General features: G+C 30.0%; 21 protein-coding genes. 14 read left to right on the top strand and 7 right to left on the bottom strand.

The genetic code is table 11. The features are described 5' to 3' along the window. Window positions 1–9: 9 nt before the first annotated feature. From LN42_RS05275 to LN42_RS05245, 7 genes are all read right to left on the bottom strand, one after another. On the bottom strand, window positions 10–1,311 hold the full coding sequence (locus tag LN42_RS05275) for a hypothetical protein (protein WP_014296478.1): 1,302 nt from the start codon (window positions 1,309–1,311) through the stop codon (window positions 10–12). Window positions 1,312–1,463: 152 nt separating this feature from the next. Further along, complete coding sequence (locus tag LN42_RS05270; protein ID WP_014296477.1) at window positions 1,464–1,736, bottom strand: rod-binding protein; 273 nt, start codon at window positions 1,734–1,736, stop codon at window positions 1,464–1,466. Continuing rightward, the gene (locus LN42_RS05265; protein ID WP_041638510.1) at window positions 1,736–2,725 is read right to left on the bottom strand and encodes a flagellar basal body P-ring protein FlgI; all 990 of its coding nucleotides are present in this window, start codon (window positions 2,723–2,725) and stop codon (window positions 1,736–1,738) included. Before LN42_RS05265 ends, LN42_RS05270 begins: the two co-directional genes overlap by 1 nt. 12 nt (window positions 2,726–2,737) lie before the next feature. Further along, window positions 2,738–3,349, bottom strand: coding sequence for a flagellar basal body L-ring protein FlgH (locus LN42_RS05260; protein WP_014296475.1), 612 nt, complete (start codon window positions 3,347–3,349; stop codon window positions 2,738–2,740). Between the two features lies 1 nt (window position 3,350). Beyond that, complete coding sequence (flgA, locus tag LN42_RS05255; RefSeq protein ID WP_014296474.1) at window positions 3,351–4,292, bottom strand: flagellar basal body P-ring formation chaperone FlgA; 942 nt, start codon at window positions 4,290–4,292, stop codon at window positions 3,351–3,353. A 112-nt stretch (window positions 4,293–4,404) separates the two neighbouring features. Then, a complete protein-coding gene (locus tag LN42_RS05250) occupies window positions 4,405–6,882 on the bottom strand; it encodes an ATP-dependent Clp protease ATP-binding subunit (protein ID WP_014296473.1) in 2,478 nt (825 codons plus the stop codon). A gap of 218 nt (window positions 6,883–7,100) precedes the next feature. Beyond that, on the bottom strand, window positions 7,101–8,339 hold the full coding sequence (locus LN42_RS05245) for a hypothetical protein (protein ID WP_014296472.1): 1,239 nt from the start codon (window positions 8,337–8,339) through the stop codon (window positions 7,101–7,103). 189 nt (window positions 8,340–8,528) lie between these two features. Here LN42_RS05245 and recJ point away from each other — a divergent pair, with 189 nt between their 5' ends. From recJ to LN42_RS05175, 14 genes are all read left to right on the top strand, one after another. Continuing rightward, on the top strand, window positions 8,529–11,657 hold the full coding sequence (gene recJ / locus LN42_RS05240; RefSeq protein WP_014296471.1) for a single-stranded-DNA-specific exonuclease RecJ: 3,129 nt from the start codon (window positions 8,529–8,531) through the stop codon (window positions 11,655–11,657). A gap of 2 nt (window positions 11,658–11,659) precedes the next feature. After that, the gene (locus tag LN42_RS05235; protein WP_014296470.1) at window positions 11,660–11,905 is read left to right on the top strand and encodes a hypothetical protein; all 246 of its coding nucleotides are present in this window, start codon (window positions 11,660–11,662) and stop codon (window positions 11,903–11,905) included. After that, window positions 11,902–12,540 carry a Holliday junction resolvase RuvX gene (ruvX, locus tag LN42_RS05230; protein ID WP_075780451.1) on the top strand — a complete coding sequence of 213 codons (639 nt, stop codon included), beginning with the start codon at window positions 11,902–11,904 and terminating at the stop codon, window positions 12,538–12,540. The genes LN42_RS05235 and ruvX overlap by 4 nt, the downstream gene beginning before the upstream one ends. Further along, window positions 12,540–13,520 carry an AI-2E family transporter gene (locus LN42_RS05225; RefSeq protein WP_075780450.1) on the top strand — a complete coding sequence of 327 codons (981 nt, stop codon included), beginning with the start codon at window positions 12,540–12,542 and terminating at the stop codon, window positions 13,518–13,520. Before ruvX ends, LN42_RS05225 begins: the two co-directional genes overlap by 1 nt. A gap of 185 nt (window positions 13,521–13,705) precedes the next feature. Next, window positions 13,706–14,515 (top strand): 16S rRNA (adenine(1518)-N(6)/adenine(1519)-N(6))-dimethyltransferase RsmA, encoded by an 810-nt coding sequence (gene rsmA, locus LN42_RS05220; RefSeq protein ID WP_014296467.1) that lies wholly within the window; start codon window positions 13,706–13,708, stop codon window positions 14,513–14,515. A 150-nt stretch (window positions 14,516–14,665) separates the two neighbouring features. Continuing rightward, window positions 14,666–15,919 (top strand): adenylosuccinate synthase, encoded by a 1,254-nt coding sequence (locus LN42_RS05215; RefSeq protein WP_014296466.1) that lies wholly within the window; start codon window positions 14,666–14,668, stop codon window positions 15,917–15,919. Window positions 15,920–16,111: 192 nt separating this feature from the next. Next, window positions 16,112–16,390, top strand: coding sequence for a DUF5320 family protein (locus LN42_RS05210; protein WP_014296465.1), 279 nt, complete (start codon window positions 16,112–16,114; stop codon window positions 16,388–16,390). Then, window positions 16,387–16,650, top strand: coding sequence for a hypothetical protein (locus LN42_RS05205; RefSeq protein ID WP_014296464.1), 264 nt, complete (start codon window positions 16,387–16,389; stop codon window positions 16,648–16,650). Before LN42_RS05210 ends, LN42_RS05205 begins: the two co-directional genes overlap by 4 nt. A 121-nt stretch (window positions 16,651–16,771) precedes the next feature. Beyond that, complete coding sequence (locus tag LN42_RS05200; RefSeq protein ID WP_014296463.1) at window positions 16,772–17,620, top strand: ATP-binding protein; 849 nt, start codon at window positions 16,772–16,774, stop codon at window positions 17,618–17,620. Continuing rightward, window positions 17,617–18,489 carry an ATP-binding protein gene (locus tag LN42_RS05195; RefSeq protein ID WP_075780449.1) on the top strand — a complete coding sequence of 291 codons (873 nt, stop codon included), beginning with the start codon at window positions 17,617–17,619 and terminating at the stop codon, window positions 18,487–18,489. The genes LN42_RS05200 and LN42_RS05195 overlap by 4 nt, the downstream gene beginning before the upstream one ends. Window positions 18,490–18,504: 15 nt before the next feature. Beyond that, window positions 18,505–18,849: a NifB/NifX family molybdenum-iron cluster-binding protein gene (locus LN42_RS05190; protein ID WP_014296461.1), complete on the top strand. Its 345-nt coding sequence runs from the start codon at window positions 18,505–18,507 to the stop codon at window positions 18,847–18,849. Window positions 18,850–18,863: 14 nt separating this feature from the next. Beyond that, window positions 18,864–19,199 (top strand): NifB/NifX family molybdenum-iron cluster-binding protein, encoded by a 336-nt coding sequence (locus LN42_RS05185; RefSeq protein WP_050899158.1) that lies wholly within the window; start codon window positions 18,864–18,866, stop codon window positions 19,197–19,199. Window positions 19,200–19,214: 15 nt separating this feature from the next. Next, window positions 19,215–19,505 carry a 4Fe-4S binding protein gene (locus tag LN42_RS05180; RefSeq protein WP_014296459.1) on the top strand — a complete coding sequence of 97 codons (291 nt, stop codon included), beginning with the start codon at window positions 19,215–19,217 and terminating at the stop codon, window positions 19,503–19,505. Between the two features lie 21 nt (window positions 19,506–19,526). After that, entirely contained in the window at window positions 19,527–21,395 is a 1,869-nt protein-coding gene (locus tag LN42_RS05175) for an NAD(P)/FAD-dependent oxidoreductase (protein ID WP_075780448.1), read from the top strand. The last annotated feature ends 23 nt before the right edge of the window (window positions 21,396–21,418 follow it).

Here is a 21,418-nt window from a genome sequence, read left to right as displayed (position 1 = left end):
ATAGGAGTATTATTTCATAACAAAATTAATTTCAACTACAGGATTTCCTTCAACATCCTTTGTTAATATAGCAGATGCCAATCCGCCATAATTTTTTTCTGTTAATCCTGAAATCCCAAGATAATCTTCTGCAAATTTTATTATATTTTTTAAATCAAAGAACATTATGCTAAATTGTGGATTTGGAACCTTGTTTTTTAATTCATTGTATACTTTGTTTTGAGATAATTTTTCTTTTGATTTCTGGAATTTATAAACTTCTTCTTTTTCTTTGTTTGAAACGTATAATAAATCTCCATCCTTCCATATATATATGCTTAATTCTTTGTCTTCTACATTTTCTTCGATTTTTATATAATTATCTGATATTACTTTGTATGTGGTATCATTTTTTGAAAGAATATCTTCAACTTCTTTAATTGTTAATCCAGTGTTGGCAACCAAAGAGAAGATAAGATCTATATTTATTTCTCCAGTTTCTTCATCGCTATTTATATTCATATTCATGTTTTGCTCAACCCAATTTGATTTGTTTAATATATCTTTTATTGTATCGCCGGAGATATTTAAACCTGGAATATTTGTATCAAAATCTTTTGGAATATAATTTGTTTTTGAATAATATAATCCATAGAAATTATCTGTTTCGTAATTAAATGAGTCTTTTATATTTTCAGGTATATTATCCAGGATATAGAATTTTCCATATAAGATAGAATCTTTTATATATGAGAATCCATAACCGTTTAAGCTGCTTGTTTGAATTTCTTCATAAATACCTGTATCATTAAATCGTTTTTTAGGCGTATAACCAATTTTTGTATTGTTGTAAAAATCACCATTTGATGTAATGATTAAATAATCCTGTAAATCGCTTTTTTTAACTATATAGCTGAGGTTAAGATTTACATCGTCTGTAGGGATTAATGTATCTGCTAATTTTTTGAATACTTCAACAAACTTTTCGCCATCGTTTAAAGGACCGAGTATAATACCGAAATCGTAATTGTTATCTTCAGGTTCAACTACAAAAAAAGCAATGTTATTTTTAAATGCATCGTATATATCAGAGCTTTCCATTTCCAGAGATTGAGCTATAGCATCGATATATGCGACAGCATATGTTTCTGCATATAGCGGATCGTCCAATACAGTTCCAAATGAATTAACTGTTTTTAAGTCTTCATATACTTTTTGTGCATTGTGAAAAACAAAAACTGTTTTGGAATTTTCCGGAATTAATTGATAAATATCAGCAAAAATACTCAATGAAATGATAAGAATGGTAAATACAAGTAAAACCTTTTTCATGCTCCACCTCCATAATTTTAATAATTAATAAAATCAATTTAATTATATCATAAAATAAAAATTTAAAGTGATGATTATGAAAAAATTAACATATAAATTAAATTTTTGAAAAATAAATTTATAATATAAATGAGGAAACCATTATGGTTTCCTCAAGGTTTTTGATAAGCTTTTAGGATGTCGTTTATAAGAGGTTTCATGTTGTTTTTTGCTATTAGTACTGAATATTGATCGATAATCATATCATTAAACCATTTCTCTGTATTAGATTTTGGAAGTAAGGTGTTTTCAAATGCCTTTGAGTTATACATATCTTTAAATACTTTTGAGAATACTGAACTTACCAATTCTGCAGCAACTTCTTCTTTTTTTAGATTATGATAATCCTTTGGAGCGCCATTTAATGTTATTGATGAAATATTCATTATATCACCACCAGTTCAGCATATAAATATCCGGCAGATGAAAGATTTTGTATAATAGCGATTATATCTTGGGGAGTTGCACCTGCTGCTTTTAATGCATTGACCAAATTATATATAGTTGCATCACTATCTCCCACTTTTCCATTATTAACAGTAATAACAAAATTACCATAACTTATAGTAAAATCTGCTATTTTTACATTTCCGCCAAATACTATAGTTCCTGTTTTTTCGTTTATAACAATTTTTGCTTTTGAATCTGGATCAATTTCAACATCTTCTATTAATGCGAGGAATGAAATTAAATCGTCTGAGAAAACATCAGGTATTTTTACACGTATAGCAGAAGGATCCATAGCCTTAGCTAATTTTTGACCAAATTGAGCATTAATTGATAATGCTGTTCTTGCTGCTGTTGTTATATCGGGGTTTCTGAGTAGCACTGTTACAGTATCATTTGAAACGATATTTGCAGGTATTTCATTTTCTACTATTGCTCCCTGGGGAATTGTACCGTTTACCTTGTTTCTCTTTTGAAGGTTTGCAGTATTGCTAACTTCTACACCACCTGTAATTACACTTCCCTGAGCAACAGCATACACCTGACCGTCTGCACCGTATAAAGGAGTTTGTATTAAATATCCTCCTTCAAGGCTTTTTGAATCTCCTGCAGCTGTTACAACAACATCCAGTTTCATACCTTCTTTATAAAAAGCCGGTATATCAGCAAAAACAAAAACAATAGCCGAATTTTTTGTTGTGAATGAATTTTGAATATTGATGTTAAGATTTTTCATCATATTTGATAGTAATTCTGATGTAACCTTCCCTGAATCTCCTGTGCCATTTAATCCTGTTACCACACCAATTCCAAATAACTGATTATCTCTTGCACCTCTAAAATAGGCAATATCTTTTAATCTTACAGCTGAAAAAGATATAGAATAAAGCATTATAATTAAGCTAAATATAATAAAAGTTTTTTTCACCATAGTCACCCCTTAAAAGAATAGATTTGATATTCCAGAAAGCATCCATGCCAACCATGTTTTTTTGTTGGGATTTTTTTGTAAATCAGTATCTCCCTGATACCATATTTTTGCTTCAGCAAGATTTTTAGAGTCTATAACGCCATCTTTAATATATTGCGGATCAACATAACCTTCTATTATCATTATCTTTTTCTGTGAATCTACCTTAAATTCCTTTTCTCCGTATATTTTTACAATGCCATTATCTAAGACCTCAACTACTTTTGCAGAAACATATAAACTAACCTTTGCCTGACTTTGAGAAGAGGTTTTTTTATTTGAAACGCTAACCTTATCTGGAGAATTTGCGCCAAGAGGTAAAAATTTAGTTAGATCAAGATTTCCTATTGTATTAAATATTGCGCCAACTGTTCCCATTACACCAGAAAAAGGATCAGGGTTGTTATCTGATAAACTTAAAGATGGTGCTTCAGAAACAGCTACTGTTATAATATCTCCCAGGGAATATACCTTTTCTGGATTTGAGTATAAATTTTTTGTATGGGCTTTTTTCCATAATGAATCCGAAAATGAAAATGTTGATAATAAGATTATCATGATAATAAACGAAATCCTTTTCATCTTAGTTACCTCCTATGTCAATAATTACTTTTGGTCCTTTGTATAACTTTCCTGTTATTAATACTCCTGTTTTTTCATTTCTTCCTGAAACAATTTCACCAATTATTGCATCATTTAAAACGCGCATCCACGATAATATTTTTACACCATAAGCATAAACTTCGACAGGAATTATCTGGCCGGCTTTTACATCAGGTATCTTTTTTACTGAATTTTCGTAAATAATTTCATTTTTTCTTATTTTTCTATTAGCTTGAAATTTTATTAAATCTTTTTTTTCAACTATAAGTGGTGAAAAATTAAGAGAATATATATCAACGGTTTTTGTTGCTAAAAGTGAATCATTTAAAGGAGTTTTATAATCTATATTGTTTTTTGCTATAAATACATTTTTATAATTTGAAACATTTGCTTTGAAGGATATATATTTTTTATTATTAAAATCATCAAGTATTAAAAAATTACCAAATACATTGTTCATAGTTCTTCGATAATTTATATCAAGTACAGTTGAGACTTTTGTGTCTGTATAAAACTTGCTTATTTCAAAGGAATTGATAGTTGCTGTTTTTGAATCTTCAAGGAATATATTTTTAAAATAATCTTCCAATATATATTTTGTATCATTTTTGTTTAAATTAGAATTATTTTTTGTTTTAGTTGGCATATAAAATATTGTTATTATGGTTGACTCAAAGGTTATATTTTCATAATTTGTAAGAGACTCAATCATATTTTTAAGTTTTGAAGCGTCATAAGTTATAGTTTCGCCTGTAAAGAAAGCAAGTGTTCTGTCATTTTTTATTTCAGGAAAAATATCTTTTAAAGAAAAGATATTATCAATAGAAATTATGCTTGCTGGTAATGTAATCTGGTTATTTGCAAATATGAAAGTAGATAAATATATTAAAAATACTATTGAAAGAAATTTTAGATGTTTCATCTAATCACCACGCTTTTTAATCTAATTAATTTTTCAATAGACGGATAGGAAAATCCTTAAAGAATAAATAATAAAAAGGCAGGTTTTGCACCTGCCTTTAAATATGAATTATTTAATTTTTCTTTTCTTCTTTTGGTTTTATTTCGCCGTTGCTGGTTCTGATTAATAATTTATCATCTTTTAAGTCAATAATTACTTTACTTTTTGGAGGAATTTCGCCAGCAATTATTTTATTTGCCAATTCCATTTCGATTTCTCTTTCTATAACTCTTCTTAATGGACGAGCACCAAAGATTCTATCATAACCTTTTTTAGCAATATATTCTTTTGCGTCTTCTGTAATCATTAATTCTATATCTTTTTCTTTTAATCTTTCTTCTGTGCGTTTTAATAATATTCCAACAATTTCTTTTACTTCTTCTATGGTTAATGGTTTAAATACCACTATTTCATCTAAACGGTTAAGGAATTCCGGTCTAAAGAATTTCTTTAATTCTTCTTTTATCAATTTTTCCAGTTCTTCTTCTGTAGAAGCCTTTTCTTCTTCGCTTACAAATCCAAGGTGCCCTTTGTGTTCTAATGTTTTTAAAATCCCTTCAGAACCGATGTTGCTTGTCATTATAATAATGGTATTTCTGAAGTCTACGGTATTACCTTTTCCGTCGGTTAATCTTCCGTCGTCTAATACCTGTAATAATACATTGAATACATCTGGATGTGCTTTTTCTACTTCATCGATTAGTATTACTGAATACGGTTTTCTTCTAACAGCTTCTGTTAATTGACCTCCTCTTTCATATCCTACATATCCTGGAGGTGAACCAATTAATCTTGAAACTGCATGCTTTTCCATGTATTCAGACATGTCAATTCTGATTAGTGCGTCTTCTGTATCAAATAATACTTCAGCTAATGCTTTTGCTAATTCTGTTTTACCAACTCCAGTTGGACCAAGGAATAAGAATGAACCTATAGGTCTTGTTGGATCTTTTAAACCAGCCCTTGCTTTTCTTATATGTTGAGCAACTTTAACAATAGCATCTTCCTGCCCTACAACTCTTTTGTGTATTTCTTTTTCAAGGTTAAGTAATTTTTCTCTTTCTTCTTCGAGCATTTTTTTAGCTGGAATTCCTGTCCATTTTTCAATAATTTCTGCAATTTTGTCTTCATCTACAATTACTTCTTCCTCTTCTTTGTCTTTTTCCTTTTCGTATTCTTCTTTTAGTCTCTCAATTTCTTTTTCCAATTCAAATAATTTTTGTTTCTTTAAAGCAGCTTCTTCATATTTTCCTTTTACTGTTAAGTCGTTAATTTCTTCTTCTAATTCCTTTGCTTCGTATTCCAATTTCTTAATATTGGATAATTTAGAGCTCTTTTCAAGTCTTGCTTTTGCTGCAGCTTCGTCGATTAAATCTATAGCTTTATCTGGTAAGAATCTATCTGTTATATATCTATGTGATAACTTCACTGCTGCAACTACTGCTTCATCTGAAATTTTAACATTGTGATGTTTTTCAAATGTTTCTTTTATACCTCTCAAGATTTCTATTGCGTCTTCTAATGAAGGTTCATCAACCTGAACAGGTTGGAATCTTCTTGCAAGAGCTTTATCTTTTTCAATATACTGTCTATATTCATCAAGTGTTGTTGCACCTATAACTCTTAATTCTCCTCGTGCAAGATCAGGTTTTAACATATTTGCAGCATCCATCGAATTTCCTTCTGCTTTTCCTGCGCCGATAATTGTATGCAATTCATCAATGAATAATATAATTTTATCACCCTGTTTTTTTACTTCATCGATTACATTTTTTAGACGTTCTTCAAATTCTCCTCTGAATTTTGCGCCTGCCAGTAATCTACCCATATCTAGCTGTAAAATTCTTTTGTCTATTAATGCATCTGGAACAGCACCTTTTACTATTCTCTGTGCTAATCCTTCTACTATAGCTGTTTTACCTACACCTGGATCACCAACGAGAACAGGATTGTTTTTTGTTTTTCTGCTTAATATCTCAATAGTTCTTTGGATTTCAATATCTCTTCCAATAACAGGCATTAATTTCTTTTCTTCTGCCATTTTTGTCAAATCAATGGTAAACTGTTCTAAAACATCTCCAACTTTTTCTTCTGTTCCTTCTTTGGTTACTTTTATGTTTTTTAATTCTTCATAAACTTCTGTGGTTGTTAATCCGTATTTTGAGAATAATTTTGCTGAATAAGATGTTCCATCGAGCATTATTCCAAGTAATAAATGCAATGTTGTAATAAGTTTATGTTTGGTTTTTCTTGCTTCTGTTTTTGCAATTTCAAAGATTCTTTCTAATGTGCTGGAAATATATACCCTATTATCAGTAAGGTTTCCGTATGAATATTGTGCGTTTTCTGCCAATTCACTTTCTATATTATCCTTTATAGCGTCTACGTTTATTGTTTCAAATAATTTTTTTACATGTTCATCATCGCTATCAAGAATGGCAAGTGTAATATGTTCAGGTGTTAACACATTGGTGCCATATCCATTGGCAATTGTTCTGGCGTTTTCTATTATTTCCAGCGATTTTTCTGTAAAGTTTTTTGGGTTTAGCATACCCATCACCTCCTGAGACATCTATTTTTAATTTTTATTTTTAGCAATCGTAATAATTATTTGCTAAGAATATTTCAAAAAATAAAGGATAGATTTGCTATCCGACATATTAGACTGTTTTTTGAATAGAATGTTCAAAAAAATAATTTCTTTTTGGTAACATAATAATTAAAATTAAATAAACCCGGGATTTTATTGCATCCCGGGTTTGAATTAATTTAGAATATTAAATCAATCCCAGCTTTTATATAAGGTGCATTGTTAGCTGGATAATTACCACCTATTGAGCTTTCAAAAGTATAACCGCTTTCTATGATAATTCCAAAATTCTTATGTGGTTTTAGTTCTAATCCTATTATAGGAGTTATACCAATACCAACATCAGCAATATAGTCTTCATTGTAATCAATTTCGGTATTGTAATAACTTGAGATATACAAATCGGCCCCCAGATTTAAATTTCCAAATGTATATTCAGGTGTGTATCTTATATTTAATCCTGTAGAAGTGTAAAATGTATTTATATCATCTGAAAATTCTACAAAAACACCATATGTGAAGTTTTTATAATTGTCAATAAGAAAATCCATTCTTAATGAATAAATATCCGGGAGTTTTGTTGTCATTGATAAAGAAAAATGTGCTCTAAATGGAGAAATATCCGGATTTTCTATTACACTGACTGTATTATCTAGAGCGAATTCAGGTTCTTCTAAAATCTCTAAGATTGCGGAATTGGAGGAAACTTCTTTTGTGACTAATTTTCCGCTTGTTTTTCTATATACATCACCATTTATTTCGTAATTTTTTGCGAATGAGAACATCATTCCTTTATATACTCCATTATTTCTTCCAATATTTACTAAAACACGTGAATTTGCTTCAATACCTATAATTTTACCGCTAATTAAAAATAATTTATTCATTCTATATACAAGGGTATTTACCAGACTTGATATGGCTTCCTCTCTTGCCATTTCTTTTGCTTCGTATTCTGAAACATATTGTGAAACGTAATGAGTTCCAACAGCATCTATAGTTTTTATTTCCAGAATCTGACTTGTTTCAATATCTATTAATCTATATGCCCCTTCAATGTGGTATTCATACCAGATATTATCATATTCATCGGTTTTTCTATATGATTCTGCATCTATAACTTCTATATAAACAATATAATCTGCTGCTAATTGATTTAAATTAAAATTATCTTTTGATGTGAGACCGTGTAAGATTCTTTCTATTTCATTCATTACGTTTATATCTCTTTCTACAAGTCTATACTTTCCCTGGTTAATTAATGCTTCTTTAAGTTTGTGTTCTACTTTTGTTGATAAAAATGAATAACCTCTTGAATAAATTAAAAGGGTTTTTCTTGAATCTTTGTTGTTTACAGCGAAAATAGAAATAAATAAAGAAAACATTAATAAAATTAATAGAATCTTTTTATTATTCATATAAATTCACCTCCAATAAGATTTCTTTTTTATTATATCACAATATACAAAATTTGAAATAAATATGAAATAAGAAATGAATTAACGTTAAATTAAAATTAATGGAATATATCTCTAATGATTTTGGTACTATAAATTTTGTATAATTATAACAAAATAAAAAAAATAAATAAGAGAGGAGAGAATATTTTGAAAAAGAATTGGAGGGTCTTTTGGGACTCGGCTAATCCTTTATTTGAGGAGAATTTAAAGCTTGCAAGGCACATCTCCTCAGAATTAGGATTATCCGAATTTCTGGTTAAACTGCTTATTGCACGTGGAATTACCGATATAGAGCAGATAAAAGAATTTTTATATCCCGATGAATCAACGGTTATAGATCCATATCTTTTGAAGGATATGGATAAAACTGTTGATATTTTATTTGATATAAGGGATAAAGGAGAAAAATTAGTTGTATATGGAGATTATGATGCAGATGGGGTTACAGCGGCTGCTGTAATTTACCAGGGATTTAAAGCATTGGGATGGGATATAGAAGCATATATTCCAAATAGAATAGATGAAGGATATAGTTTAAATATTGAAGCTATAGATGAGCTATATAATAAGGGATATAAAAATATTATTACTGTAGATTGTGGAACAACGTCACTTAAAGAAATAGCTCATGCAAAAGAAAAAGGAATGAGAATTATAATTACTGATCATCATGAAATGCAGGAGGTTTTACCGGAAGCAGATGCTATTGTAAACCCTAAAAGGCATGATGATGAATATCCGTTTAAAGGATTATCGGGAGTAGGTGTTGCTTTTAAGGTATTACTTGCAGTTTATGAGAAAATAAATGATATAAAATTTGATCCGTTTTCTCTTGTGGATCTTGTTGCTCTTGGAACTATTGCTGATATAGTTCCTTTAAGATCCGAGAATAGGTATTTTGTAAAGAGAGGGCTTGAAAAGTTAAGAACTGATCCCAGTCCTGCATTAAGGCATTTGATGAGGGAAATTGGTGTGATGCCAGAAGATGTAAAATCTTATGTTATAGCATATAAAATTGCACCTAAAATAAATGCAGCTGGAAGAATGGCTGATGCCATGAAAGCATTTGAGTTATTGCTTACGGAAGAAGAAAAAAATATAGAAAAGAAAGTTAAACAATTATTAGACTTAAATACCGAAAGGCAAAAACATGAAAGGCGTATATATAAATCAGCATTAAGTTTAATGGATATTAATCCGGATTTTCATGATAAAAAGGTTCTTGTTTTAAGCGGCCAGGATTGGCATCTAGGGGTTCTTGGAATTGTGGCTTCTAAGCTTTCAAATAAATTTAACAAGCCTGTTCTTCTTGTCTCAACTACTTCTGAAGATAATCTTGGAAAAGGGTCTGCCCGAAGTCCGCAGGGAGTTAGTCTTATTGAATTAATGAAAAATATTACTAAAGAAAATGAAGATTTCTTTAAGGAATATGGTGGTCATGAATTGGCTGCCGGATTTACAATTGATTCTGAAAAAATAGAAATGCTTAGAGAAAAGATTAATGAAGTATACTCAAATATTTATGGCGATAAAGAACCGGAATCTGAAATAGAAATAGACATGGAAATTGAGAATTTATGGGGTAATTTCTTTGACGATATATCTCTTTTAGAACCATTTGGTTATCAAAATCCAGAGCCGACATTTTTAATAAAGGATGTAGTACTTGAAAAAGTAAAACTTTTTGGTGCTGAAGAAGAGAATATAGCAGCAATAGCAAAAACACCTAAGGGTATGATATTTGAAATTGTTGGTTATGGTGTATTAGCAAATAAAAGGGAAAATATTACGGGGAATATAAAATGTAATATAGTTGGTAATTTCAGAGTTGAGAGAACATTTTATAACAATCAAAAGGTATTGAAATTTTATGTAAAAGATATAGAATTTGTCGGTGATTCTTTAACTGAAAAAGAAAATCATGGAAATTTATTAATATCATTACATGCTAAAGATAATGTTCATCATCTTACAAATTATAAGTATAAAATATTGCTCGATATTATAGAACAAAATAGAACTGCAATATTTGCACCTCTTAAGATAAAAAATACATTATTAATTGAAAAGATTAAAAATACTGTATCAAAGGGAGAAAAACTCATTATCATAGGTGCATCGCACTTGTTGCTTGAATATACTTATAAAATTATTAATCAATATATTTCTTCCGATAAAATTTATTATAATAAAAAATCTCATATAGAAAATAGTGTATTAAAAAGTAAAAGAGTTATTCTTTTAACAGTACCGGCGTATATGCAAAATATACACAAGCTCAATGAGTTTTCTAAAAACCTTTTAATTGATGAACCAATCTATTCATTCTCGCATCAGGCTATAGCAAATATTCCAGAGTATATTCAGTTTAGAAAAGTGGTTAGAACTAAAATATATAATATAAACATTTTAGGGACATTTTATGATGAAACCATAAAAGAATTTTTGAAACTTAGTGGATATAGAGTTGCAAATGTTAACTCCAATGTTCCTTCTTTTGAAGTTGTAAAGGAAATAAATTCCAACAAGCTAAAACTTATAAAGGATTATTTATATAATTCCAAAAATCTCAATATTATAGTTGATAATGTCACACCATATAAAAATTTAAAGAATTATATTTCTCAAACATATGAATATTCCGAAGATTATATATTGTATTATTCGCACATGCATACATTTTTTGAAAAAATAAATATTAGAGAGATTAATAAAAAAGGACCTTCGAGAATATTAATTTCAGAATTTGCAAATGATGGGTTAGCTTTAGAACAGAAGGATAGAAATTCTATAATTATGTTATATGATGTTCCTAAGACGCGTATTGAATTATTGGATCTTGTATCATCATGGCCACATAATAAAAAAGAAAATATAATATTTGTTATGGCATATAATACAGATTTTTCAACAAAATTAATGTATGATTTTTCAAGAAATTATCCTTCACCAGAAGTATTAAAGAAAGTATATGAAATGATAGAAGAAAATACAAACATTACCATAAATGCATTATCGGAAAAATACTTTAATAATGACACAGAACTTGTAAAGACTATAACAGACGAACTGATAAATTCCGGTATAGTTGTAAATACATCAAATGGACTTAAAGCAGTAGACGACTTTAAGCTTGATTTAATACATAAAAATGTAAAAGCTAAAGAAAGTATTCTTGATAAATGGTTATTAAAGAGTTCTATAAATTTCTTTATGAATTTCAAATCAAGACAGTTTATTTCTCTGTTAAATAACCAATTTGCGGAGGTTAAGTAAAAATGTTCAAAACTACAAGGGATTTAAATATGTATATAAAATTAGAGCAAAAACATATAATACATATTTTAGATAAATTAAGAGAAAATAATGTTTTTTCAAAATTATTTGCACTTGGTGCTAATCCTGTAATTGCATTTTCCGAAGAAGATAAGGAAAAAGTTGTAAAGATATTGAAAAATGAAGAAATTGAATATAATATTATAAAAACTCAAAAGGATATTATAGAGGAGATGTTAACGTTTTGAAATTTATAGCGCTTGACTATGGATTAAAAAAAACAGGTATAGCTACTGCAGAGGCTGCTTTGAAAATTCCAACAATAAAAAACAGTGTTGGAAGCGATAAATTATTAAAGGTGCTTGAAAATGAAATTTTTAAAGATGGAGATATATTTATAGTAGGTCTTCCAATATCAATGTCCGGGAGATATTCCACACAAACATTTAAAACAATAGATTTTGCAATAAAACTAAAAAATAAATTTAATTCTGAAGTGTATTTGGTAGATGAAAGACTTACAACACAAAATAGCTATTTAATGACAAAGGATTTTTTAAATTCTAAAAAGGCAAAAAAGAAAAAAGATGAAAATAGTGCATTGATTATATTACAACGTTATCTGGCTAATCCAGCTAATTCTATAAAATTAGCATCTCAAAAAGAATATAAAATAGAATATGATGAATCATATAATGATAAAAAAATATTAATAGATAATGTAATAATAAAAAATTCAAAGATATATTCGATAGCAGATGTCTATGCAACAGACCCATATATCTTCTGGTGGTATTTTAAAAGAAATGTTCATTCCACAACTCTGGAATCAGATCTTGAACCTCCATATGATATAATATTTAATTCTAAGGAGGTAGAATAATGAAAAAAAGCTTTTGGTTTATAATGATGTATTTAATAGTGTTTATGATATCATTAAAAATTTTCTCTACAATAGTTGGAAGTTTAGTAATAGCCATGTTCTTTACTATTTTAATAGATGTAATTGCATCATATCTTGAAAAAATAAAAATACCGAGAAAACTTACTGTTCCTATAGCTTCATTGATATTTTATGGAGCAATAGTATATGCTTTTTATAGTATAATTCCTATTACAATAGAAGAGAGTAAAAAGGTTTTTGATTCAATAGCTGAATTTGATTTTCAGGGAATTCCCGGAACAACTGGTGAAGTTGTAAATACATTATTGGATACTGCAGGAGATTATTTAAGAAATATGATAGTTCAATTTGCAAGTTATTTAGCTTCTAATATATCCAATTTTCTAACTATTGCATTATTATTAATAGTGGCATCAGGATATATGGCAATAGCAAGTAAAAGAATGTGGAATCTTATTGATATGTTTTTTCCAAATTCCGAAATAGATAGCACAAAGGATTTTTTAATAAAAACATATAATGATTTGAGAAAATTTGTTTCAGGGCAGATAATAACAGCATTATCAGTTGGTGTGATAACCTGGATAATGGCATTGGTATTTGGTTTCCCTTATGCTTTGTTCTTAGGAATACTTGCGGGTATTACAGATTTTATTCCATATTTAGGAATATTTATAACAGCAATTCCAATATTGTTATTAGGATTTACTAACTTTGGTTTAATGGGATTATTAAAGGGATTGATAATAATAACCTTTGCCAATCAACTTGAGATGTGGGTGCTTGCGCCAAGAATTTCAGGTGGTCAGGTAAATATAAATTGGTTCCTGATATTGACTTCGATGTTGATTTTTGCCCAATTATACGGTGTAGTTGGTGTATTAATAACAATTCCTTTGCTGATAATATTTAAAAATATCTGGAAAATGTATGTTGTTGATTATTTAAAGAAAATATAATGTATAAAAAAAAGCAGCCCGATTTTCGGGCTGCTAAAGAGTTAAACAGGGGGAATTACTACAAGTTGTTTACCTTTGATATTGGCATTTATTTGGGTTTATTGGCAGTTATTTTCTTTTTTTGATATTATACAACAAAAACTATACTTTGTCAAGTATATATATTTACATGCGAGGCGAGAAGAATGAAGACATCAGACTGGTTAAAAAAATATAATATACAACTAAAAAAAAGTCTTGGACAGAATTTTTTGTCTACATCTGAATATGCTAAAAAAATAGTAAAAAAAGGTTCTGTAACAGAGGAGGATACAGTTATAGAAATAGGACCTGGTGCAGGCACACTAACAGAGGAAATTGCTAAAACCGGGGCAAAACTATATGCATTTGAAATAGATGAACGACTTAAACCATTATTATTAGAACGATTTAAAGAATATCAAAATGTAGAAATTCAATTTATAGATTTTTTAAAAGCGAATATATCAGAAATTCAGAAACCAAAGTATATCGCCAATATTCCGTATTATATAACCTCACCAATACTAGAAAAGATTTTTTTTGAGACGCCAGATTTTCAATTAGCGTTATTAATGGTTCAAAAAGAATATGGCGAAAGAATGATGGCAAAAAGCGGGAAAAATTATAGCCCTTTGAGTATATTTGTCCAATTTTTTTGTAAGGTGGAAAAAGTATTAAATGTTCCACCTCATGCATTTATTCCAAATCCAAAAGTTGATTCTGTTGTATTAAAATTAACTCCAAAAGAAGATATTCCTGATATTAACAAAAAAGGATTTTTCAAATTTGTTCATGTTGCGTTTTCGCAGAGGAGAAAAACAATACGGAATAATTTAAAGGGATTAATAAAGGATAGGCTTGATGAATTACTTGAAAAATCAGATATAGATCCAAAAACAAGGCCGGAAAATATTTCTATAGAAAAATTTATAATCTTATACAATAATTATATGAAATTAAAAAATGATTATTGAAATCACAGGATAATTATGATATAATACATGTGTATTTTTGTATGGAGGAAAAGAAAATGCGGAAATATACAATATTACAATTACATAAAAATACTAAAAGAAGCCCTTTATAGGGCTTCTTTTACTTTGTTGGAAGGAGGAAGCAAAAGTATGGAAAGAGTTGCTATTGTTGGTGCTCAATGGGGTGATGAAGGAAAAGGAAAGGTGGTAAATTATTTTTCTGGAAATTACGAATGGATAGTAAGGTTTTCTGGTGGTGCCAATGCCGGTCATACAATATATTATAAAGGGAAAAAATATGTAAATCATTTGCTTCCGTCTATAATTCCTGAGGGGGATTCAAAGGCATTTTTAGGTGCTGGAATGGTTATAGATATTGAACAATTAATAAAAGAACTGGAAATATTAGAAGCAGATTTTCCAGGAGTTTCATCAAAAATATACATAGATTTAGAAGCCTTTCTTGTTCTTCCGTATCATAAAGAAGAGGATGGAATCCTTGAAGAATTAAGAAAAAATCCAATAGGTACAACAAGAAAAGGAATAGGTCCAGCATATACAGATAAAGTATCAAGAGAAGGATTTAAAATATATCATTTATTTGATGAAAAACTTTTAAGAGAACGATTAGAAGAAGTAATGTATTTAAAGAAAAATATATACAAAGAAAGATTTAATTTTACATCTGAAGAAATTTTTAATTATTTAATGGAACAAAAAAGAAAGCTTGAAAAATTAAATGTCAAATTCACATCAGCAATAGATATGGCGCAGGTATTCAGAAATACTTCTGTTCTCTTTGAAGGTGCTCAGGGTGTATTGCTTGACCTTGATTTTGGGACATATCCATTTGTAACCTCTGGTGCAACAATGGCTCATGGTGTATCTTCTGTAGGGTTTTCAACATTTGAATTAGATGAGGTATTGGGAGTATTGAAAGCGTATACCACAAGGGTTGGTGAAGGGCCATTTCCAACAGAGGAATTTGGTGAAATTGGAGAAAAAATAAGAAAATTTGGAAATGAATTTGGTGCAACAACTGGAAGGCCAAGAAGGGTTGGCTGGCTTGATTTACCAGCTTTGAGATATGCAAAATTGAGATCAGGTTTGACAAAATTTGTTATTACCAAAGCCGATGTTTTAAATGGTTTTGATGAAATTAAAGTGTGTGTTGCATATGATGTAAATGGTGAAATAAAAGAAATTCCATCTTCTTCATATGATTTTTTTGTTGGAAAACCTGTATATGAGACATTAAAAGGCTGGCCAGATACAAATCATGTTAATTTCTTAAAGTATATGGCGTTTATTGAAGAAAAAACAGGAATAGAAATATCTCATATTTCATATGGTCCTAAAACAGAGGAAATGTGCACAAAAAATGATTTAATAAAAAATATTTAATTAAATGAAATAACCGATCACCGTCTGAAGTAATGCTATTCAGACGGTGATATTTTTTATATGTTTATTGAGGAATTTTCATTGATGTGAAAAAATTTTTTTACAATGTTTACTTGACATATATATGTATTAGGTATATAATAAAAATGGATATATGCAAAAAACATATATAATTTATCCGGAGGTGAGGATATGAGATACGGAAATGGTGGATATGGTTTTGGAAGAGGCATGGGTAGAGGATATGGAAGAGGATTCGGTAGAGGAGCAGGATTTGGACGTGGTTATGGAAGAGGTTTTGGTGGATACGGAAGATATTACGATGAACCATATGATGATTACTATGGATATTCAGTAGAAGAAGAAAAAGCTATGCTTTTGGATTATAAAAGATATCTTGAAGAGGAGTTGCATTTTGTAGAAGAAAGATTAAGAGAACTCGATAGATATAATCAGGGAGGTGAAAGATGATGCCAGGATTTGATGGTACAGGCCCAATGGGTACAGGTCCAATAGGTTTAAGAAGGGGACCATGCAGCAATCCAGGGTATTATACAACACCAGTAAGGAGAGGTTGGTTTGGAGGATTTGCAGGATTCTTTGGATATGGTAGAGGATACGGAAGAGGATTCGGTAGGGGATATGGTTACGGTAGAGGAACATACGGAGCAGGTTATGGATATGGAAGAGGATTTGGCAGAGGTCGTGGGTTTGGTAGAGGCTGGTGGTAAAAAATAATTGTTTAAAAAGGGGGTTGCCATAATGACAACCCTCTTTGAAATTTAAAAATAAAGTGGTATGATATATATGAATTGTATATATAGTCCTAATATATAGAATGGAGGTTATGAAATGAGAATAACCGTTTTAAGTGGTAAAGGTGGAACAGGAAAAACTACAGTTTCAACAAATTTAGCTTATGCATTATCAAAAAAATATAAAATTCAATTATTAGATGTTGATGTTGAAGAACCAAATGATCATCTTTTTTTCAATATAGACTTTTATAAAGAAGAAAGTGTAGATATGTTATTACCAGTAGTTGATAATAATGCATGTATTAGATGTGGTGAATGTGCAAAAGCCTGTCAATTCGGAGCAATTTCAGTATTTCCAACGGGAACGTTGGTTTTTGAAAGTTTATGTCATGGTTGTGGGGCATGTGCAATGGTATGTCCTGTTGATGCAATTACAGAGAAACCAAAAAGCCTCGGTAAAATCAAGTTAGGTAAAATCAATGAAAATCTCGAATTTGGAATGGGATTATTAAATATTGGAGAACCTTCAGGAGTAAGGATTATAAGGGAATTAAAAAAACATATAGATGATAATGCCGATGTTGTTTTAATAGATTCACAACCAGGAACTTCTTGTCCTGTTGTTGAAAGTTTGAGAAATGCAGATTTTGCTATTCTTGTAACTGAACCAACTACATTTGGATTGCATGATTTAAGCCTTGCTGTAGATCTGGTGAAAGAAATGGGAATCCCGTCAGGTATTATTGTAAATAGAGATAGTGATGATACAACAATTATAGATGATTATGCCAGAGAAGCAAATGTACCAATATTATTGAAGATACCTTTTGATAGAGAAATTGCTAAATTATATTCAGAAGGAAAAATCTTTTCTGAGTATTTACCAGAATGGGAAGAAAAATTCTTAAATGTGTTTGATGAAATAAAGGGGTTGGTTAAATGAGACAACTTGCAATAGTTAGTGGAAAAGGTGGAACAGGAAAAACCACATTGAGTTCATCATTTGGTGCTTTGTTGAAAAATGCAGTATTAGCAGATTGTGATGTTGATGCAGCAAATTTAAACTTAATGTTTAATGGTGATTTAAAAGAAAAATATGAATATTATGGTGGAAAAAAGGCTATAATAGATCAAAATAAATGCGATAAATGCGGTATTTGTAAAAATGTTTGTAGATTTGAAGCTATTACATTTGAAAATGGAATATATGATGTTGATCCATATGCATGTGAAGGATGTAATGCCTGTGTTATTGCATGTCCTCAAAATGCAATAAGATTAGAAACAGCTTTATCGGGAGAATATTATTATTCTGTAGTATCTGATGGAAAAGAAATTGTTCATGCTAATCTAAATCCTGGTGAAGAAACATCAGGAGGTTTAGTAGCAGAAGTTAGAAAACTCGCTTTGAAAAAGGCAGAAGAAAATAACAAAGATATTGTTTTAATAGATGGAGCACCTGGTATAGGTTGTCCTGCAACATCTTCAATTACAGCAACAGATTATGTTGTAATTGTAACAGAACCAACCTCATCAGGACTTCATGATTTAAAGAGAATAGTAGAAACAGTAAGATACTTTAAAAGGGATTTTGGTGTAGTTATTAATAAATACGACTTAAATCCAGATGTAAGTAAAGAAATAATCAATTATTGTATAAGCGATGGCATAGAAGTATTGGGAGAAATACCTTTTGATGAAATAGTATTAAAAGCAGTATTAGAAATTAATCCTGTAGTGAATTATGAAAACAGTAAAGCGGCTGAAGCAATAAAAGAAATCTTTGAAAAAGTAATGGAAAAATTAAAATAAACGGAGGTGTTAGTGATGAAATTAGCTATACCATCACAGGGAAGAGACTTAGAATCATTAAGTAATGACAGATTTGCGAGGGCAGAGTTATTTGTAATTTATGACCTCGATAATGATGAAATTGTAGAAGTTGTTGAAAATAATGCAAGCGAAGCACATGGAATGGGACCAAAGGTTTCACAAATGCTTGCTGAAAAAGGCGTTAATGTATTAATACTTGAAAGTGTTGGTAAAAATGCATTTGAAGTGTTAAATGCTGCAGGTATTGAAGTATATTTAACAAAAAAGGATAAACTTTCAAATATCATAGAAAATTATAAGAATGGAAAATTAGAAAAAGTAGAACACGCTACACATTAATTAGGGGTGAAATGATGAAAATAGCATTTGGTACAAAAGACGGAGTACACTTGAACGATGAACATTTTGGTCACTCAGAATTATATGTAGTATATGAATATGATGGAGAAAATTTTAAAAAAGTAGAAGAGATAAAAAATCCATATGCAGAAACGCATATGCACGCAAAAGTTGAAGAAATATTGGAGTTTTTGGGTCACTGTAAGGTATGGGTAGGATTAAGCATGGGAAAAGGTTCAATGATAAAACTTGATAAACTTGGTTATAAACCTATTATAGTGGAAAGTGAAACAGTTGAAGACGCTATGGAAGAATTGAGATTTATTCTTGCAGGAGAAGTGGAAGAGTAAAGGAGGGGATATTATATGCCCTGGGTAAAAGAAAGCGAATGTATAAAATGTAAGATATGTGTAAATGTATGTCCTGTGGAAGGCGCAATTGAATTAAAAGATGATGGATATCCATATATACATAATGATATATGTACAAGATGTGGTATTTGTATGGAAAAATGTCCTAAAGATGCTATAAGACCAAATTCTGAAAATCCAGCAATGAGAGGTATGGGTAGAGGTGCTGGAATGGGAAGAGGAATGGGTCGCGGCATGGGACATGGAATGGGAAGAGGTGCAGGATTAGGTAGAAGGGGATATTAAAATATAAAAGGGGTGATTTCTTTGAAATTCAGGGATTTTGAAGCAAAAAACCATATTTTTATGTCACCTGTAAAAACAGCATTAGCTACACCAAAGACAGGTTTTATTACAGAAGAATTGATTAAATATTATGAAAGAAAAGCAAAAGGTGGAGTCGGAGCAATTATTCTTGAGCCTATATCAGTGTTAAAATCAGGAAAAGAACATCCAAAACAGGTAATGTTGGATACTGATGAACACATTGAAGGATTAAAGAAACTTGTTGACACATTACACAAATACGACACCAAATTAATTGTACATCTTAATCATGCTGGAAGGGCAGCAAATCCAAAAGCATCTGAAGTTGTAAAATCATCTTCTGCTGTAAAATGCCCATCTACAGGAGTAACTCCTGAAGAATTAACTCTTGATGAAATAAAGGAATTAATACAGGCATTTAAAGAAAATGCTGAAAGAGCACAAAAAGCAGGTGCTGATGGAATAGAAATCCAGTTTGGTCATGGTTATATTGTTCATCAATTCTATTCTGAAAGATTGAATAAAAGAGATGACGAATATGGAAAAGATAAATTTAAATTTGCCAGGGAAGTTTTATCAGCTGTAAAGGAAGTTACAAATATACCTTTAATTTTAAGAATCTCAGGAAGCGAATTTGTTGAAGGTGGAATTACAGATGAACATTTAACAAAGATATTTGCTTTAGCAGAAGAGTTTGGTGTATCAATTATTCACGTTGGTTGGGGTAACGCATGTGATTCAGCACCATGGTATTATAATCACATGTCATTACCAACAGATATAATGGATAATAGATTGAAAGAAATTAGAAAATTAACAAAAATTCCTATTATTGCAGTAGGAAGAATGCAAATTGATGAAAGATATAAGAAACTTGTAGATGACGGAACAATTGATGGAGTTGTATTTGGAAGACAATTAATAATAGATCCAGATTTTCCTAATAAAATTTTATCTAACTCAGATGATTTTGTAAGATGTGGAGGTTGTTTGCAGGGCTGTCTTGCAAATGTTAAAGCAGGAAAACCAATTAATTGTATTGCAAATCCAGAAGTTCATAGTGAATTTGTTGTTGAAAAGATTCCTGAAAAGAAAAAGGTTGCTATTATTGGTGCAGGACCTGCAGGTTTATTTGCAGGAACATATTTATCTAAGAAAGGTTATGAAGTAACTATTTACGAAAAGAATGATTATGCTGGTGGTCAATGGGTATTAGCTTACAGAGCTCCAGGAAAGATTTATATGAAAGATACACTTGAAGATATTATAAGAAAAACAGAAAAATCAGTTGAAATAAAATATAATACAGAAGTAACGCCAGAAATGCTCAAAAAAGAAAATTATGATATTATAATCGTTGCTACTGGTGCAAAGCCATTTGTTCCACCAATTCCTGGTTTAACAGATTACATTACAGGATTTGACTTCTTTGACGGTAAAAAGGTTGAAGGTAAAAATGTATTGGTAATTGGCGGTGGATTAATTGGGTTAGAAGCAGCAGAAGCACTTGTTAATGAAGGTAAAAATGTAACTGTTGTTGAATTAATGGAAGAAGTTGGAAGAGGAATGGAAGTAGTTGCAAGTAAATTGTTCCAGAAAAATTATGCTCCAAAGATAAATATTTATACTAAAACAATGGTAAAAGAAATAAAAGGTAAAGAAGTTATTGTTGAAAAAATAGGAGAAGGAATAACTTCTTTAGGCGAATTTGATGATATTGTAGTTACAGCAGGAACAAAACCTGTAAATGAATTATATGAAAAACTCAAAGAAGAATTTAATAATGTATATGTAATAGGTGATGCAAACAAAGTTGGCCAAATAGTAGATGCAATATCTTCAGCGAAAGAACTTGCAGAACAATTGTAATTTTTAAACAATCCCCATCCTGA

Origin of the sequence: Marinitoga sp. 1137, assembly GCF_001941525.1 — a bacterium.
Classification (GTDB): domain Bacteria; phylum Thermotogota; class Thermotogae; order Petrotogales; family Petrotogaceae; genus Marinitoga; species Marinitoga piezophila.
Note: the sequence above shows the minus strand (reverse complement) of the source record. Positions and strands in the feature narration are given on the sequence as shown.

Bases quoted from the DNA above. Each gene is read 5' to 3' on its own strand.
- LN42_RS05210 (WP_014296465.1), top strand. From the start codon at position 16,112: ATGAGATACGGAAATGGTGGATATGGTTTTGGAAGAGGCATGGGTAGA.
- LN42_RS05260 (WP_014296475.1), bottom strand. From the start codon at position 3,349: ATGAAAAGGATTTCGTTTATTATCATGATAATCTTATTATCAACATTT.
- LN42_RS05250 (WP_014296473.1), bottom strand. From the start codon at position 6,882: ATGCTAAACCCAAAAAACTTTACAGAAAAATCGCTGGAAATAATAGAA.
- LN42_RS05180 (WP_014296459.1), top strand. From the start codon at position 19,215: ATGCCCTGGGTAAAAGAAAGCGAATGTATAAAATGTAAGATATGTGTA.
- LN42_RS05190 (WP_014296461.1), top strand. From the start codon at position 18,505: ATGAAATTAGCTATACCATCACAGGGAAGAGACTTAGAATCATTAAGT.
- LN42_RS05205 (WP_014296464.1), top strand. From the start codon at position 16,387: ATGATGCCAGGATTTGATGGTACAGGCCCAATGGGTACAGGTCCAATA.
- LN42_RS05225 (WP_075780450.1), top strand. From the start codon at position 12,540: ATGAAAAAAAGCTTTTGGTTTATAATGATGTATTTAATAGTGTTTATG.
- LN42_RS05185 (WP_050899158.1), top strand. From the start codon at position 18,864: ATGAAAATAGCATTTGGTACAAAAGACGGAGTACACTTGAACGATGAA.
- LN42_RS05275 (WP_014296478.1), bottom strand. From the start codon at position 1,311: ATGAAAAAGGTTTTACTTGTATTTACCATTCTTATCATTTCATTGAGT.
- LN42_RS05215 (WP_014296466.1), top strand. From the start codon at position 14,666: ATGGAAAGAGTTGCTATTGTTGGTGCTCAATGGGGTGATGAAGGAAAA.
- LN42_RS05200 (WP_014296463.1), top strand. From the start codon at position 16,772: ATGAGAATAACCGTTTTAAGTGGTAAAGGTGGAACAGGAAAAACTACA.
- LN42_RS05270 (WP_014296477.1), bottom strand. From the start codon at position 1,736: ATGAATATTTCATCAATAACATTAAATGGCGCTCCAAAGGATTATCAT.
- flgA (WP_014296474.1), bottom strand. From the start codon at position 4,292: ATGAAACATCTAAAATTTCTTTCAATAGTATTTTTAATATATTTATCT.
- LN42_RS05195 (WP_075780449.1), top strand. From the start codon at position 17,617: ATGAGACAACTTGCAATAGTTAGTGGAAAAGGTGGAACAGGAAAAACC.
- LN42_RS05235 (WP_014296470.1), top strand. From the start codon at position 11,660: ATGTTCAAAACTACAAGGGATTTAAATATGTATATAAAATTAGAGCAA.
- rsmA (WP_014296467.1), top strand. From the start codon at position 13,706: ATGAAGACATCAGACTGGTTAAAAAAATATAATATACAACTAAAAAAA.
- LN42_RS05245 (WP_014296472.1), bottom strand. From the start codon at position 8,339: ATGAATAATAAAAAGATTCTATTAATTTTATTAATGTTTTCTTTATTT.